Annotated in this window: 16 protein-coding genes; 7 read left to right on the top strand and 9 right to left on the bottom strand. The window is 67.6% G+C overall.

Translation table 11 applies throughout. The features are described from left to right. The first annotated feature begins 62 nt into the window (after positions 1-62). Positions 63-1031, top strand: a complete 969-nt coding sequence (locus ACSC1Q_RS34295; RefSeq protein WP_436762864.1) for an HNH endonuclease family protein — start codon at positions 63-65, stop codon at positions 1029-1031. A gap of 108 nt (positions 1032-1139) precedes the next feature. Then, positions 1140-2111 carry a phosphotransferase enzyme family protein gene (locus tag ACSC1Q_RS34290; protein ID WP_436762863.1) on the top strand — a complete coding sequence of 324 codons (972 nt, stop codon included), beginning with the start codon at positions 1140-1142 and terminating at the stop codon, positions 2109-2111. Here the strand turns inward: ACSC1Q_RS34290 and ACSC1Q_RS34285 are convergent. Then, positions 2105-3484 carry an NsdA family TPR-like regulatory protein gene (locus ACSC1Q_RS34285; protein ID WP_436762862.1) on the bottom strand — a complete coding sequence of 460 codons (1380 nt, stop codon included), beginning with the start codon at positions 3482-3484 and terminating at the stop codon, positions 2105-2107. The genes ACSC1Q_RS34290 and ACSC1Q_RS34285 overlap by 7 nt on opposite strands. A 207-nt stretch (positions 3485-3691) precedes the next feature. On the opposite strand from ACSC1Q_RS34285, the gene ACSC1Q_RS34280 reads away from it, so the two are divergent. Next, positions 3692-4228 carry an ATP-binding protein gene (locus tag ACSC1Q_RS34280; RefSeq protein ID WP_436762861.1) on the top strand — a complete coding sequence of 179 codons (537 nt, stop codon included), beginning with the start codon at positions 3692-3694 and terminating at the stop codon, positions 4226-4228. 219 nt (positions 4229-4447) lie between these two features. On the opposite strand, the gene ACSC1Q_RS34275 is transcribed toward ACSC1Q_RS34280, so the two are convergent. Further along, positions 4448-4765, bottom strand: coding sequence for an SDR family oxidoreductase (locus tag ACSC1Q_RS34275; protein ID WP_436762860.1), 318 nt, complete (start codon positions 4763-4765; stop codon positions 4448-4450). Positions 4766-4882: 117 nt separating this feature from the next. Between ACSC1Q_RS34275 and ACSC1Q_RS34270 the strand changes: the two genes are divergently transcribed. Then, positions 4883-5416 carry a hypothetical protein gene (locus ACSC1Q_RS34270; RefSeq protein ID WP_436762859.1) on the top strand — a complete coding sequence of 178 codons (534 nt, stop codon included), beginning with the start codon at positions 4883-4885 and terminating at the stop codon, positions 5414-5416. A gap of 140 nt (positions 5417-5556) precedes the next feature. On the opposite strand, the gene ACSC1Q_RS34265 is transcribed toward ACSC1Q_RS34270, so the two are convergent. From ACSC1Q_RS34265 to ACSC1Q_RS34255, 3 genes are all read right to left on the bottom strand, one after another. Then, entirely contained in the window at positions 5557-6702 is a 1146-nt protein-coding gene (locus ACSC1Q_RS34265; RefSeq protein WP_436762858.1) for an HNH endonuclease, read from the bottom strand. A gap of 121 nt (positions 6703-6823) precedes the next feature. Further along, entirely contained in the window at positions 6824-7198 is a 375-nt protein-coding gene (locus ACSC1Q_RS34260) for a type II toxin-antitoxin system PemK/MazF family toxin (RefSeq protein ID WP_436762857.1), read from the bottom strand. Then, positions 7198-7842, bottom strand: a complete 645-nt coding sequence (locus ACSC1Q_RS34255) for a Panacea domain-containing protein (protein ID WP_436762856.1) — start codon at positions 7840-7842, stop codon at positions 7198-7200. Before ACSC1Q_RS34255 ends, ACSC1Q_RS34260 begins: the two co-directional genes overlap by 1 nt. Before the next feature lie 419 nt (positions 7843-8261). On the opposite strand from ACSC1Q_RS34255, the gene ACSC1Q_RS34250 reads away from it, so the two are divergent. After that, entirely contained in the window at positions 8262-9479 is a 1218-nt protein-coding gene (locus ACSC1Q_RS34250; protein WP_436762855.1) for an exonuclease domain-containing protein, read from the top strand. 79 nt (positions 9480-9558) lie between these two features. Here ACSC1Q_RS34250 and ACSC1Q_RS34245 read toward each other — a convergent pair whose 3' ends face one another. Both ACSC1Q_RS34245 and ACSC1Q_RS34240 read right to left on the bottom strand, forming a co-directional pair. Next, positions 9559-9843 (bottom strand): putative quinol monooxygenase, encoded by a 285-nt coding sequence (locus ACSC1Q_RS34245; protein ID WP_436762854.1) that lies wholly within the window; start codon positions 9841-9843, stop codon positions 9559-9561. Positions 9844-9951: 108 nt separating this feature from the next. Then, positions 9952-12414, bottom strand: a complete 2463-nt coding sequence (locus tag ACSC1Q_RS34240; protein WP_436762853.1) for a DUF8508 domain-containing protein — start codon at positions 12412-12414, stop codon at positions 9952-9954. 283 nt (positions 12415-12697) lie between these two features. Between ACSC1Q_RS34240 and ACSC1Q_RS34235 the strand changes: the two genes are divergently transcribed. Together ACSC1Q_RS34235 and ACSC1Q_RS34230 are read left to right on the top strand one after the other, a co-directional pair. Continuing rightward, positions 12698-12949, top strand: coding sequence for an AbrB/MazE/SpoVT family DNA-binding domain-containing protein (locus ACSC1Q_RS34235; protein WP_436762852.1), 252 nt, complete (start codon positions 12698-12700; stop codon positions 12947-12949). Between the two features lie 3 nt (positions 12950-12952). Continuing rightward, on the top strand, positions 12953-13363 hold the full coding sequence (locus ACSC1Q_RS34230; RefSeq protein WP_436762851.1) for a type II toxin-antitoxin system VapC family toxin: 411 nt from the start codon (positions 12953-12955) through the stop codon (positions 13361-13363). A 439-nt stretch (positions 13364-13802) separates the two neighbouring features. On the opposite strand, the gene ACSC1Q_RS34225 is transcribed toward ACSC1Q_RS34230, so the two are convergent. Continuing rightward, the gene (locus tag ACSC1Q_RS34225) at positions 13803-14213 is read right to left on the bottom strand and encodes a DUF6069 family protein (RefSeq protein ID WP_436762850.1); all 411 of its coding nucleotides are present in this window, start codon (positions 14211-14213) and stop codon (positions 13803-13805) included. Positions 14214-14337: 124 nt separating this feature from the next. Beyond that, positions 14338-15243 carry an NADP-dependent oxidoreductase gene (locus ACSC1Q_RS34220; protein ID WP_436762909.1) on the bottom strand — a complete coding sequence of 302 codons (906 nt, stop codon included), beginning with the start codon at positions 15241-15243 and terminating at the stop codon, positions 14338-14340. Between the last annotated feature and the right edge of the window lie 19 nt (positions 15244-15262).

Below are 15262 nucleotides of genomic sequence, written 5' to 3'. Positions count from 1 at the left end.
CACCAGGGCGGCGGCGCATGGATCTCTCTCACTGGGAACGGAGCCCACGGTCCTCATGGCGTATGGCCGTGCTGATAGGGGCGAACAGCCGCACCTACAAATTCGCCCTCGGCGCCGCGCTCCTGGACGCCGCCGCCGAAGACCGGCCGGAGATCCTGCTCCGGGACCTGGCGGTGCCGTACGCGATGGAGCTGGTACGGCATCTCGGCCAGGCACCACAGGCGTCCGAGAAGGGGGAACGGGGCGGGACGGACTTCCTCTCGGTGGCCGAGCGAGAGGCCCCGGAGTCGCTCAGGCTCGGACATCCCACCGAAGAACTCCTGGCGGCGGCCGTCCACTCCATGCCCAGGATGGTGATGCGGAAGTTCCACAACCTGCGCGGCGAAGGAGCGGAGGTGCCGCACCGTTTCTACGAGGTGACGGGCCGCTCCCACGAGCAGGTCGTCCGGCTGAGCAGGGAACTCCGCGACATCGCTCAGTCAGAGCAGGCCGCGACTCTGCGAGGCGAGTTGTCGGCCCGCTGGAACATCGTGGAGACGTCCTTCGCCGCCGGGATCGGCCAGAGCCTGATCAATGAGGGTGTCGTCGTGGACATGGCCACCCTGCGGATCACCGACAGGCGGCGCCGCCGATCGGTCGCCGGCGTCACGGAGGCGGTCATCGGCTTCCAGCATGGTCTCTGCATGATCTGCGCGGAACCCATCACCCTTGGCATCGACAGCATCGCCGTCGACCACGTGTTCCCTCTCTCGTTCAGGAGGCTTCTTCCCTCCGGCGGCAGAGGGACGACACCCGACCTGGACGCGATCTGGAACCTGGCTCCCACGCACGCGGAATGCAACGGCCAGAAGAGCAGCAGACCTCCCACGGAACAGGAGATGTCCAGACTCGTGGAGCGGAACGAAGCCATCATGCGGTCACCGCACCCGCTCAGAAGGACCCTGGCCCTGACCTTGGAGCGCAGCGGACGCAAAACCTTCCGGCCAGGCGATTGGCTCACGTTCATCCGGCAGGTACGCGCCCGCTTTTGAGGCGTGGCCGCTTACAGGTGTGGCCTGTCGACATGAGAGCCGACCAAGCCGTGGTCTCCCCCGACGCCGGGGCGATTCACAAAGATTCCGAACAGCTTCGAGTCGTGGATGCCGGAGTCGGTTACCGGTGCAGGGGATAGCGTTCGGTTCATGACCGAGAGTCAAACGGCCGTATCGCCCGCTGATCGCCCCGGATCTCCCTTCACCCCTGAGAGCACCAGGGCCACACTCCTGCGAGCATGCGCAAGAGTCGGGCTTGATCCGTCGAACGCCCGGTTGATCCGGATCGGAGAGAACGCGGTCTACCGCCTGGTTTCACCCGTGGTCGCGCGTATCGGCCGGACGGCGGCGTACATGGATGATGCTCGAAAGGAAGTCGCGGTAGCCCGCTGGCTGGCTGTCGAGAGCTTCCCCGCTGTTCGTGCACTCCCTTCCGATCAGCCTCTCGTCGTGGATGGACGCGTCGTCACGTTCTGGGAGTCCGTTTCCGAGGTCGAGGACTACGCCTCGCCCGCCGAGCTGGGCGCCCTGCTCGCCATGCTCCACAAGATGGGAGCACCGGCAGAATCGCGGCTCCCCCGGCTGGAGCCCTTCTCTCGGGTAGAACGCCGGATCGCGGGCAACGACTGGTTCACTTCCGAGGACGCCTCGTTCCTGCGCGAGCGGCTCGCGCAACTGCGCGATGACTACGCGGCCCTGAGCTTCGAGCTTCCCCAGGGTGTGATCCATGGGGATGCGAGCGTGGGCAACGTCATCCGCGACCGTACGGGCCGCCCGATGTTACTCGACCTGGACGGCTTCGCGCTGGGACCTCGCGAGTGGGACCTCGTCCTCACCGCGATCTACTACGACCGCTTCGGCTGGCACACCGCCCAGGAGTACGACGCCTACACGCGGGCTTACGGCTTCGACGTGATGCGCTGGCCCGGATACCGGGTCCTGGGCGACGTCCGGGAGTTTCTCATGGTCACCTGGCTCGGCCAGAAGGCCGGTCAGGACGAGCGAGCCGCCTCAGAGGTACGCAAGCGGATCCGAGCGTTGAGGACCGGCGCCGAACGAGACGATTGGGAGCCTTACTGAGCCATCGTCACCCGCTGCCACAGAGAGAAATTCGCAGCCTGTTCGTAGAACTCTCCGAGTTGCGCGAAGGTGACCGTCGATGCGAGCCGTACCGAGAACTCGCGAAGATAGTTCGCGCAGCGGGCCGAGCGTAACCGCTCGCCGAACCTCAGCGCGTCCAGTGCGACCAGGCATGCCTGCTCTGCCTCCCCCGCACCGAGGTGCGCGTCCGCGAGAACCATCGTGGCGAAGAAGTCACTGCGGAGGTATTCACTGTCCCGACCGGTTCTGACGCACGGGGTCACGTACTCGTTGGCCGCTGCCGGGCGTCCCAGGTCGCGAAAACAGTGACCGAACTCAGCGGCGAGTTCGGCCTCGTCGAAGTAGCCGATCCAGTCCGGGTCGTCGTCGGGGTTCCGTCGCTCGAATTCCCGGGCGGCCTGGGTCAGAGCGCGATCACAGGCAGGGGCGTCGCCCAGGCGTGCCGGCGCTCGGGCCTCCATCATGTGGAAGTGCGCGGTCATTGTCGGAGTGGCCGCCCCTGCTGTTCCCTGGCGTGCCGCTCGGGCCAGGTTGACGGCTTCGCGGTACCGGCCGACGAAGGTGGCCTGATGGCTCATGGCATCGAGAACACCGGCGGCCAGCAGTCGGTCGTCTGCCGCCTGGGCCAGGCCGAGAGCTTGGATGAAGTAACGCTGGGCCAGAGCATGCAAGCCACTGTCATATGACATCCAGGCGGCCAGGAGGGTAGCTTCGGCCACTGCGGATACGAGACGAGGGCTCGTCTTCTCCGAAGTCCGACCACCCAGAAGACGGGTGGCGTCCGTATTCAGGTAGTGAATGAAAGAACGTCGCGCGTGCTCCCCGCCGAACCGGTCGTCCATCTGCGCGAACAGGTCAACTGTGACACGGAATCGCGTGATGTCGGCCTCGCCCATCCGAGACCCTTTTTCATCGACGGATAGCGGCATCGCCAGGAGCCAGGCCAGGGAAGCGTCACTCCATGCTCGCGCATGAATGTGTCCGTTGAGTGCGACCGATGCCTCATCGAGGTCAGCCTGCCACAGTTGTATGACTGCCTCCATCCCTTCGGCCAACGCTTCGGGATAGGCCAGTCCCAGATCCAGAGGCAGCTTGGCCGAGGACGCCAGACCGGCGTCGGAGAGGGCGATCGTACGTCCCAAGGTTCGGCTCAACGTCGCGATGATCAGCCCTGCGGTGTCGGCGCGAGGCTGCATACCGTTCAACCACCGGCTCGCCGACGTGTGATCACAGTTGATGGGAGTTCCGGCGCTCTCCGAGGACTCTCGGATCGTTCGGGCAAACGATTTACGGGAAAACCCGGCTTCTTTAACAAGTCGGGCCAATCGGTCATTGGGCGCCTGCTCTGTCATTCCCCCTCCTCCCGAGTGCACATTTGCGCCCCCTTGCGCGCGCTAGGACAGGCCCCCAGAAGGGCGCACTCTTGTGTCGTCCAGTCAAGCGGGGATTACCGGTCCGGTCTACGGCAACGCGAAAAGAAGGGATGGCATGAACCAGTGAATTCCTCGAATTCCCGGCCGTCCATGGATAGACCTCCAAACGAAGATCCTCTTATCTCGATGAGATACGACGACACTCTCGCCCAGCCCTTCGACGAACACGGCAAACCGTTGGGACGCTTCCGGATGACCGCCTGGTGCCTGCCTCCCGGCGGTGCGGCCCGGCGGGCGCGGGAAGTGCTCCGCGATCGGCTGGCCAAACATCCTCTGGACCCGGACGTGCTCGACCAGCTGGAGATCGTGGTCTCCGAGCTGGTCACCAACGCCACCCGCTACGCCCCCGGCCCCTACGAACTCCGTCTCCTGCACGACCACGGCCTGCCCGTCCGCGCCGAGGTCGTCGACACCGGAGCCGGAACCACCCTCATCGAACACCTGTTGAATCGCCCCTTACCTGTCCCCGAGCGCGTCGACGACCTCGAACTCGGCGGCCGGGGCCTGCGCATCGTCGCCGAGCTCACCCACGGACGCTGCGGCACCCAATGGACCCGCCTGTGCGGCACCGGCCAACTCGGCACCGGTGTCTGGTTCGACCTGCCGACCGGGCACGACTTTCCAACCTCCGGGCAGCCGGGGTCGTCCCCCGATCCCCGCTGAGCCCGGAGCCGGCCCACGCCGACGGCTCCCCCGTGCCGAGCGTGGGCCGTACCAAAGACCGGCGTCCACGGACCTGATCCCACCCTTGTCCGGGACGCCGGTCTCCCCGCCCACCGCGGGCCCTCATGGTCACACCGGCGAACCCCCGGTACTCCTCGTCCGCGCCCAAGACCGCTTCGAACGCGGCCGGTTCTTCAATCGCGTCGGTGAGGACATCGCTCAGTCGGCAGCGGTGACCGATGTGGCCGGTTCGCCGGGCGCTCCTCCGTACTGGGCGACGAAGGCGCGGAACGTGTCCAGGTCGCCGATGGCGTCGGGATCGGCTTCGCCGCCACCGGGGACGACACCGAAGGCGACACTGAAGGCGATCGTCATCGTTCCCACATGGATCCCCTCGGCCCTGAGTTCGGCGTGCAGGGTGTGGGCCCAGTTCCGCAGAGCGGCCGTGGCGAGACCTACGTTGGTCAGAAACGGGGCGGGAACCGTCGGGGAGACGCCGGTGGTCAGCAGCAGCGTGCCGTCACCTTTGGCGCGCATGTCCGACACCACCAAGCCGCGGCCCGGCACCGCCACTACCAGCGCAGATCCCGACCATAATCGCAAAGTGTCATCGGAGTGCTAGCGGTACGGGCGGCCCGCTTCTACGCTCCGGTCGTGACGAGCATCAACTACTTCGAAGCCTGGGGAATGTGGTGGGAGGGGAAATCCACGCTCGGTCATGATCTCTTCGGTGTCATGTCCATGGTGTGGGTGGGCCGCGTCGGGAAGATCCTGAGCTTCGCGGGCGGCCTGACTCTTCTGCTGGACATCATCGGTGCTGAGCGCCTGCAACGCCTGGCGCCCATCATCAAGAACGGTGGCTGCCTGCTCGCGCTGGCCTGTTTCGGGTCTGCGTTCTTTCTGGCGCCAGTCGTGTTTGAGCACATGTTCTTCCTGGTGGACTTGGTAGAACGGATGCCCGACATTCCGGTGATCAGTTTCGTCCTCTTCGTCGCCGCCTTCCTCGTGACCGTGGGCCTGGCGATGTTCGGCCCCATCTTCTTGTTCTATGCGCCTGGGCTGCTGCTGATGTGGGTTCAAAAGCAGGTGGCGTGGCTGCTGGCCCACGAACGCAACGTGACAATCATGCGTATCGGTGCGCTGGTATGCGTCGTGGTGGGTTTCCACTTCGACCTTCTCGCTTCATAGCCTCTCGTCAGGTCCTGCCGCTGGCCCTACGCTCCGGTGGTGGCGGATATGAGCTGCGTGGAGCATCTGGCTGAACGGCCGCTTCCCCCTTGGCGAGGACCTGTTCGGCGTGCCGATGGTCTGCTGGGGGCGCGGAGGACTTACTGGGCGATGAACGTCCGGTGGTACTCCAGGTGATCCTGGCTGATCTCGTGGTTCTCGGTGACTCGGAGGTCACCGAGCGAGGCGCCGGACGCCATGTCCGTCACCGTGAGGTCGGCCTGGACGGTGACCATCCCCCGGTCGAGCAGGACGTGGTGGTTGGGGCAGAGGCAGAGCAGGTTGCCGGGCTCGTCGGGGCCGTTGTGCGGCTTTCCGAGCGGGCGGATGTGGGCGCCCTCGGCGTAGAAGCCCCGGCGGAGAGCGAGACGGTCGCCGCAGATCTGGCAGCGGAAGTCGTGCGCGCGCTTGATCTGATCGGCGAGCAGGGAGTCGCGGATGACGCGCTCCATGACGACCTCGCGACGGCTGGGCGGAGAGGAGATCGCGTCCAGGCCGACCCTGCCGAGAAGCCTGTTGTGGTCGACGCCGTGGAAGTACGCGCTGAGCAGCCTCACGACGATCCGGGCCCGGATGTCCTCCCGGTCGGTGACGATCTCGTACGCCCACGGCCGCAGGCCGCTGTCCGGCTGGCGCTCCTTCATCCACTGCTGCGCGGGCCGACCACTGGCGGCCGGTACGTCGGCGTGGCCGGGCAGATCCCAGAGGCCGTGGTGGTGAAGCCACAGCACGGGGAACTCCGGGTTGGGCCGGTCGTCTTCGAGACCGAACTCCTCGATGAGCCGCCCGAGCTCGCGGTGGGCGCTCTCCCACCGCCGCAGACGTGGCTTGCCCTGGGCCGCGCGGCCGATCGCCCAGAGCAGGGTCAGCGGCTGGTGCCGTTTCCGCGCACCGGTCGCGGGAGACACGGCGGGCTTGAGCGACTCGACCTTCCGCAGGAGCTCTTCGACAGAGGACACTTCGGCAGTCTGCCCCGGTTTCGTCACCTCGAAGCCCAGATCTCCGAGCACCCGGGCGACGGTGGCGTTCCCACCGGAGAAGTCGCCGGGACGCAGGGGCCTGCCGTCGACTCCCCGGTGGGCGACTCCGGCGATCGCCTTGGAGTCGTACCGCCTGCCGTCGTGGACGAGGAAGTAGCCGGTGGCGGGGCGGTAGCCGTACAGTTTGAGAAAGGCGTCACGGCCCAGCCGGTCGAACTCGGCGATGGTGGCGAGCACCATCTCACGTCGAAGCCCGGAAAGCGCCACCCCGCGAGCCTACGCAAGCATCACCCCCGATTTCAGGTGAAATCGGACTTCAGGTCAGCGGGAACATCACCGCGCGATGTGCGACGCCCTTGTCAAGGCTTGTTCGGAATCTCCGGAGTCTTCAATCCAAAAGGCCAAGATACTGGGCGAGACGACCTTGGACCTGAGTCAGCAGGTCCTCGTTCAGGGGGCCACTCCGATCTTCCAGCGCGGATTTCAACAGGGGCTGCACGGCCGGAATACGGATCCAGCACTTCTTGATGGCCCCACCCTGCCCCTTGGCCAGCTGGACGTCGAAACGAGTGCGCCGTGAGGTGGATCCGGAGACAGGGCAGACGAGAACGAAGGGCCACTCGGGGTCCCCGTTCGATTCGGTTCCCGTGACCACCGCCACAGGGCGCCGTTCGTCGTGGACGACGCGTTCCTCTTCCGGGACGAGACGCAGTGACTTGTCGCTGACGAGATAGACACCGCCAGCCAGGTAGGGGCCCGGCACTATTCCTCCAGGAGATGCCGGGTGGCGTCGGTACGGTGCTCGGTGAACCGATCGGCCTCTTCGACGAGATCGTCGATTCCGCCGGGTTCGTCATCCGGCAGGGGATTGCTCAGGGCCCATCGGCGGAGCCGGGAAAGCTCGGAACCGAGGTCCGGCAGAGGAGGTCCTCCAGCAAGATCGAGCCGTGCGCCACGCTTGTGCGATTCGCCGGCCTCCCGCATCGGAGGTGTCTGACAGGTGAGATCACACAGTTGCCCGGCCGACCATTGCCCGTAGTCGGCCAGGACCGCGTCGATGACCTCCGCGAACTCCGCGTCGATCTCCGTCCGAGGATCGTTCACAAGACGGATGAGGCATTCCCGGTGACCGGCGAAGGGATCGGCCGTGTCTTCCAGCAGGATGACGCCCGCCTCGCGAAGATCCCGCACAACCTCGGCAAGGCGCAGACTGTGCGGGCCGTGCCGGCGCCACCTCCAATCGACACCCGAGCCGGGCGGGAGTCCGTGCTCGACGGCACGTAGATCGGCAAGGTAGAGAAGGTTCGTGAGCTTGGTGCGATTGATCCGCACACCACGGGAGCGGGCCATCGCCAGCAGACAGGCGACGGCCGCGGCCGGACCGCGAAGGGTCACAGTGGTCGTCACGCCGCCCAGTTTAGGTGCGATGTTGTCTATGACCAGCACTCTCACAAGCCCATCTGATCGGATTGTCGCCGGGATCGCGGCATGAGGCTAGACGACGTCACCGCACTTCGAAAGCCGGATGAGGTAATTCGGTGACTGTGAAAGTCAATCGGACGATCTCAAATCCTTAAATATCCGACCATTCTTTCAAGCTCGCATAGAGCGCGTTCGACGGAACGCCCCCATACGGGACGCCCTCATGTGGAAGCCGCTTTGGAGACACCTGACGAATTCGACGTCGTGGAACCCTCGGCGGCCGGCCGGCGCGGGAAGGTCGATTCGCTTCGCTACGAAGCCATCACACTCTGCTCGTTCGCGCCGCCCACTCGAACCTCACCTGCCACCGTTCAGGAAAGCGAGCACCACAGGAAGGCGCCCGGATGCTCAACGGCTCACCCGGCTACGCGGTCATCGATCTGGAGACCACGGGCCTGCGTCCTGCCTGGCATGACCGGATCATCGAGATCGGCGTCGTGCATCTCGATCCCGCCGGTCGGGTCACCGGCGAGTGGAGCACTCTGGTCAACCCCGGACGCGACCTCGGCCCACAGCGCGTCCACGGCATCACAGCGGCCGACGTCCGCCACGCCCCCACCTTCGACGACATCGCCGCGACCCTGACGGCCCTGCTGCACGGGCGCGTCCCGGTGGCCCACAATCTCCCCTTCGACCTCGGCTTCCTGGCCTACGAGTTCCAACGGCTCGGCGTTGCCGCGCCACTCCGCCACGACCTCGGCGTATGCACCATGGCCGAAGCCGTACGGTTCCTCCCCCACGCCCCGCGCAACCTCGCCGGCTGCTGTGCCGTGGCCGACATCCCGCTCGACGGCCACCACGACGCGCTCGTCGACGCCCGTGCCGCCGCCGGCCTCCTGCGCCACTACCTCACGCTGGCAGGTGCCACCCACCCGTGGCACGCTCTGCTCACCGCCGCGGCGCGGACCTCCTGGCCCACGCTCCCCGACACCGGAACGCCCTGGGTACGGCGCGGCGCCTCCGCCGAACGCGACGGCCACTTCCTGGCCCGCATCGTCGACCGGCTCCCCCGCGTACCCCAGCCCGCGACGGCCGACTCCTATCTCGTCCTGCTCGACCAGGCCCTGCTGGACCAGCACATCTCCGCCGCCGAAGCAGACGCCCTCGTCCAGCTCGCCACCGACCTCGGACTCCCCCGCGCCGAGGTGGAACGGCTGCACCATGACTACCTGACCGCGCTCGCACACGCCGCCCTGGCCGACGGCGTCGTCACCGCCTCCGAACGACAGGCGCTGGACCTCGCCGCCACGCTGCTCGGCCTGCCCGGCGAATCAGTCGACAAGGCACTCACCCGCGCGACGCAGGAGCTCCCCTCTGAGCTCTCTCGCTTTCAACTGGCCGCCGGTGACCTGGTGGTGTTCACCGGCGAGATGGACGGCGGTCGCGAAAGCTGGGAGGCCCGCGCCAGCCGAGCCGGCTACGTTCCATATCCCAACATCACGAAGAAGGTCCGGCTGCTGGTCGCCGCCGACCCCGACACCCTCTCCGGCAAGGCGCGCAAAGCACGCGCCTACGGCATCCCCATCGTCACCCCGGACTCCTTCGGCGGCATGCTCCACTAACGAAGATCGTGGAACACGGCAAGAGACCGCGTGCCGGGCGTACGAAACCGGCACGCGCATACGCCGCACACCCGCCAGATCAAGCGGGGCCGGAGCCGGAGATCTGGTAGCGGGTCACCTCGGCGTCGCGGATCGCCGCCGTCTGGTCGTCGCTCGGCCCGGAGGCCCGGAAGGCGTCGAGGCTCTCCTCCGACTCCCAGCGCTCGTAGACGTTGATCCGGTCGGCTTCGACGAGGTCGGCGCTGAGCGCGAAGTCGAGGCAGCCGGACGAGGCGCGTGCCTGCTCGACCACGCTGACGCAATCGCGCAGATAGGCGTCACGGGCAGCGGGATCGACACTGAGCCGGCCGGAGACGATGATCATGCCGCCACTGTACGGCCCGCCACCGACAGAATCACCGCCGTACGAAACGGAACGGGAAAACGGGAAAAGCGCCCGTCCCCGGGGGGACGGGCGCTTTTCAGGGGGTTGTTACTCGTCCACGACGGGGCTGCCGGGGCGGCAGCGGGTGGGGAGGGGGTCGACGTTGCAGCCGGTGAGGATGCGGACGACCTGGGGGTCGTGGTCGCTGGCCTGGTCGGAGAACTCGGCGTTGATGTGGACGACGCCGTAGGAGTAGCCCTTGATGGCCGGGCTGATGAGGATGTGGTCGAGGACCTGGGAGTTGCCGTCGAAGATGTAGCTGTAGCGCTCGTCGACGGGGAGGGTGTCGATCAGGGTGTTGAGGAGGGTGCCGTTCTCGGTGAGGGTCTGGAGGGTGGGGCTGAACTGGTAGTCGTTGATGTCGCCGAGGACCACGACGGCGGCGCGGCCGGCGCTCTTGACGGAGAGGTCCTTGACGAAGTCGCGGACCTCGGTGGCCTGCTTGACGCGCTGGACCTCGGAGCTCCGGACGGGGGGCTGCACGGCCGCGCTCAGCGGGGCGTCGCCGCCCTTGGAGTTGAAGTGGTTGGCGACGACGAACAGCTGCTTGTCACCGTCGTACAGGAACTCGCCGACGAGTGGCTTGCGGCTGGAGGCCCAGGCGTCGCTGGCCGGGTCGATCCGGCCGGGTGAGACCGACAGGGAGACCTGGTTGCTGGTCGGCCGCTCGCGGACGACGGAGACGGCCGTGTCGGCGTCGCCACCGGGGCGGTCGACGAACGTCACGCGTGCGGGGTTGAACAGGAACACCTGGCGGATGTTGCCGCCCGGCTCGCCGCCGTCGGTGCCGTCGTTCGGGTCGATGGAGCGCCAGTCGTACGTGGGTCCGCCCGCGGCCTGGATCGCCGCGATGAACTTGGCGACGGTCTCGTCGGCCGCGACGACGCCGTTGTTGACGGCGCCGTTGTTGTCCTGGATCTCCTCCAGGGCGAGGATGTCGGGCTTGCCGAGGTTGTCGACGACCGCCTCCGCCAGCCGCGCGAACTTGGCGGCCGGGTTGGTGGCGGCGAGGTTCTCGACGTTGTACGTCGCGACGGACAGGTCGCCCTGCTTCTTCGGCGGGAGCACCTTCTGGCGCTTGAGGCCGCCCTCGGTGATCGTGCCGAGCTGGGTGGCCAGCAGGACGTAGCCGCCGAACGACTGGTAGTCGAGCGGTCCGGTGGTTCCGGCGGCCAGGGTGGAGCCGACGTTGGCGGCGGGGGCGCCGCCGTTCAGCGAGAGGATCAGCAGCCGGCCGCTGCTCAGGGCGTCGTAGCCCGCGTAGATGGTACCGCCGCGCGGGGTCGGGTTCTGGCCCGGCTTGAGCGTCACCCACAGCTCGGAGAACGCCGTGTTGACCGGGCTGATCAGCCGGGTGTCCTGGGCGACGGTGATCCGCATGCCCTCGTGGACCTCCAGCCAGTCCAGCACGTACGAGGACGGCTCCAGGGGCTGGGCCTCCAGGCTGCCGCTCTTGGTGTAGGCGTCGGGGAAGGCGACGGGCACGGGCGCGGGCAGCGCGTTGCCGCCGGTGAGCCTGATGGTGCTGATCGTGCCGCCGAGCTCGGTGAGGGTCTGCGCGCCGGTGGCCGGGCGGTACTCGGTGACGCGGCCGGAGACCAGGACGGAGTCCCCGATGACGACCGTCGGCGACGTCGAGCCGGTGAAGACGAAGAGGCCCTCGCTGGTCAGGGGGTCGGCGTCGGCCGACGGGTCCTGGAACCAGAAACCGCGGGAGCTGCCCGTCACCCGGACGGCGGTGACGATGCCCGGGACGTTCGTGACGTTCTGCCCGACGATCGGGGAGATCCGGCCCGAGCCCTGGATGTCGTGGATACGCCTGGTGCCGGGGGTCGGGTCGCCGGGGTCACCGGGGCCGCCCGGGTCGCCCGCGCTGACCGTGGTGCCCGCGGAGTTGGTGGCCTTCGGCACGCCGGAGGTGAAGTCGGCGGCGTTGTTGTCGGTGTCGGTCAGCGCTCCGGTGCGGGCGTTGGCCGTGGTGTTGGTGAGCGCGGGGGCGGCGAGGGTCTCGACGTTCGCGGTCGCGCCGTATCCGACCAGGTCCTTGACGTTAGGAGCGCTCCAACACGAGATGCCGCAGCCCACCAGCGGGATCTTGTTCGTGACCAGGGCGACGACGCCGGAGGTGCCCGACATGGGGATCGTGCCGATGTTGTCGGGGGTGGGCAGGTTGAGGGAGCCGCCGGCGCCCGCGGCCTGCTGGACGAGGTACCTGCCGTGCGCGGGGATGGTGCCGGTCAGGCTGGTGAGCTGGAAGACGGCACCCGCGGCCGAGGCGTACTGGACGCTCCAGGCCGAGAGGTCGACGGGGCTGCCGGTGAGGTTGGCCAGCTCGATGTAGTCGTTCTTGAAAACCGCTCCGGAGTTGCCGCCGCCGCCGTACACGGCGGAGATGACGACGTCGGACGAGAGGGCGTTCGCGGTGCTGGGGGGAAGTGCTGTCATGGTCGCCGCGACCACCAGCGACAGACTCGCGGCCGTGATCAGCCGACGCACCCGGGGAAGTGCCACAGGAGGTTACTCCTAGATCGATTGAGTTCTACCCAGGAGCATGATGCTACGTATGGTCACTCAAAAGAGTCTTTATAGTCTATTTACCTATTCGGCGAGAATGTTCATTGAACCTTTCCGCAAGGCGCCGGCACCACCCGGTCGGCGTCCTCGCCCGCTCCCCTTGCTCACACCGGTCTCTTGGCCAACTGACCCCGACGGCAGGCACGCGACTTTCCGTGATCGTTCACACCCTCCGCGTGACACCGTTTAACCTTTACCCATGAGGGTTAAGGTAAAGGTTATGGAGCACGGCAAGAGGACACGCGCCAGGCGTACAGGGCCGGCACGCATCTCAAGCAAAAACCAGGTGACCCTGCCGGCGACGGTGCTGCGCAAACTGGGTCTCCACGCGGGAGACCCGGTCGACATCACCGAAGAGGGCGGTCAGATCATCATCCGGCGACATCGCAGCCGCCTTGATGGGGTGATCGGCACCATCCCCGGCTTCACCGAGGCCGTGGACGTCGAGGCGAGCCGCGAGAGCTGGAGATGACGGGTGCCGACCGTGATGCTCGATACCAACGTCATCGCCGGCCTGCTCAATCCCGACGACGCGCTGCACGGCCATGCCCGTGACGCCATTCGCCGCTGGGAGGACAAGGCTGCCTCGTTCGCCATCTCCGTGATCACCTGGGGTGAGTTACGAGTGGGCGCGGTTCGCAGGAGTGCCGAGGCCGAGAGGATGCTGGAAGCGTTCCGTGCCGCCGTCATCGATCGGATCGTCGGTGTGGACGAGGCGACGGCCGAGAGCGCGGCCCTGCTCAGGGCCGCGGACCTGACGATTCGGATACCCGACGCCCTCATCATCGCGACCGCCCGCGAGGCAGGAGCCGACGCGCTACTCACCGCAGACCGGAAATTCCCGGGCATCGCCCCGGAGCTCGTCGAACTGCTACGGCCGAATTGAGCGTCGGTAGTTGAAGGTCGTCGCGTCCTCGTCGCCGATCCACTGCCACCTGGGGACGGTCGCGCCCAGCTCGGCGCCCTCGATGAGGCCGCTCTTGTCGAGTTTTCGCGAGTCGAAGCAGATCGGGCAGACGAGATGGCTCCCGCCCGCCCTGGCGTACCGGGTGAGGAGGTCCGCCGGCGGCGGGCAGCCGTCACACGCGACGCCGGCGGGTGTTCCCGGGCCGCGAAATCACTTTCGATGGATGAGGCGACCATGTGGCATCGGCGTGTGAGGAATGGACACCGCTGGACCGATCGCGGTGAGGATGTTCTCGCGGCCGTTCCGGACCGCCGAATCCGACCGGCGAAGATGACGGGGCTATCACCTCCAACCTGCGAAGCATGACAGGACCACCGTCCCCGACCGGCGAAGCACGACGGTGATCACGCTGCGGTGATCACACTGTTCGGCGGCCGAAGACCGGGATCAGCACCGCGCCGACCGCGAGGTGCATCAGCGCCAGGACGACCTTGGTCCCGCCGGTCGCCTCGACCGCGAGCAGCGGCAGGAACGACACCAGCAGCACGAGGACGGCGATCACGGTCCAGACGGCCGGTGCCCGGCGGGTCAGCCGATTCAGCAGCGCACGCGTACCCCAGCCGAGCACGGAGAGGGCGAGGGTGAGGAGCGCGGCGAACGGCAGGCTGATGACTCCGGGCGGCTGGCCGTTGCGGGGGTCGACGCGCAGCTCGATACCCATGATATGGGCGACGGTCCACAGCAGCGTCACGGCGAGGACGGCGCCACCGACCGCGAGGGCGGCGGTGCGCGGCCGCGTGGTCGCCGGGGAGGCGGACGTGGTGCTCATCTGGACTCCTTGACGGACGTGGCGCTCATTGAGAGCTTCTTCGCGGACGTGGTGCTCATCGGGAACTCCTTCACCGGTACGGTGCTCATCGGGGACTCCTTAACGGATTCACGGATTCACGGATTCACGGAACGAGGATGATCTTGCCGCGGGTGCGGCCGGACTCGGCGTCGTGGTGGACCGAGGCCAGGTCGGCGAGCGGGCGGGACGCGGAGATGTCGAGGCGGACGGCGCCGGTGTCGACGAGCTTGACGAGGGCGGCGAGGTGGCTCGTGTCGTTGCGGACCACGAAGTGCGTCGCGGTCACCGGGGAGCCGGCCGGCACCTCGACCGGGATGGTGATGGACACGACGACGCCACCCGGCCTGACCAGCGGTACCAGAGGCTCGGCGCTGACGGCGGCGAGGTTGAGGACCACGTCGACCGGTTCGTCCAGCGCGCCGGCGACGGGCGTGGTCGTGTAGTCGACGATCCGGTCGGCACCGAAACCGCGGACCGTCTCGGCGCTGCGCGGACCGGCCGTGGCGATGACGTGCGCCCCGGCGTACCTGGCGAGCTGGACGGCGAACCCGCCGACGCCGCCGCCCGCGCCGTTGACGAGCACCCGCTGCCCGGACGTGACGCCCGCGTGCTCGAACACCGCCTGCCACGCGGTGAGGCCCGCGATGGGGATGGCGGCGGCGTGGGCGAGAGGGACGGCGACGGGCGCCGCGACGAGGGTGCCGGCCTCCGCGACGACGTACTCGGCCGCGGCGCCTCCGCCGTCGAGCCGGCCGATGACCCGGTCACCGGCGGCGAGGGTGTGCACGCCGTCGCCGACCTCGGCGACCGTGCCGGCGACCTCCCCGCCGAGCGTGTACGGCAGGTCGAGCGGGAAGACGGAGCGCAGCAGCCCACGACGCAGGCCGATGTCGGACGGGTTGAACGAGGTCGCGGCGACGTCGATCAGCACCTCACCCGGGCCGGGAACCGGCCTGGGGATGTCGTCGAGGCGGACGACGGACGCGTCACCGTACCGGTGGATTCGCATGGCTTTCACGGATCGAACC

It is taken from the genome of Streptosporangium heterodermiicola, assembly GCF_051390675.1.
Classification (GTDB): domain Bacteria; phylum Actinomycetota; class Actinomycetes; order Streptosporangiales; family Streptosporangiaceae; genus Streptosporangium.
Note: the sequence above shows the minus strand (reverse complement) of the source record. Positions and strands in the feature narration are given on the sequence as shown.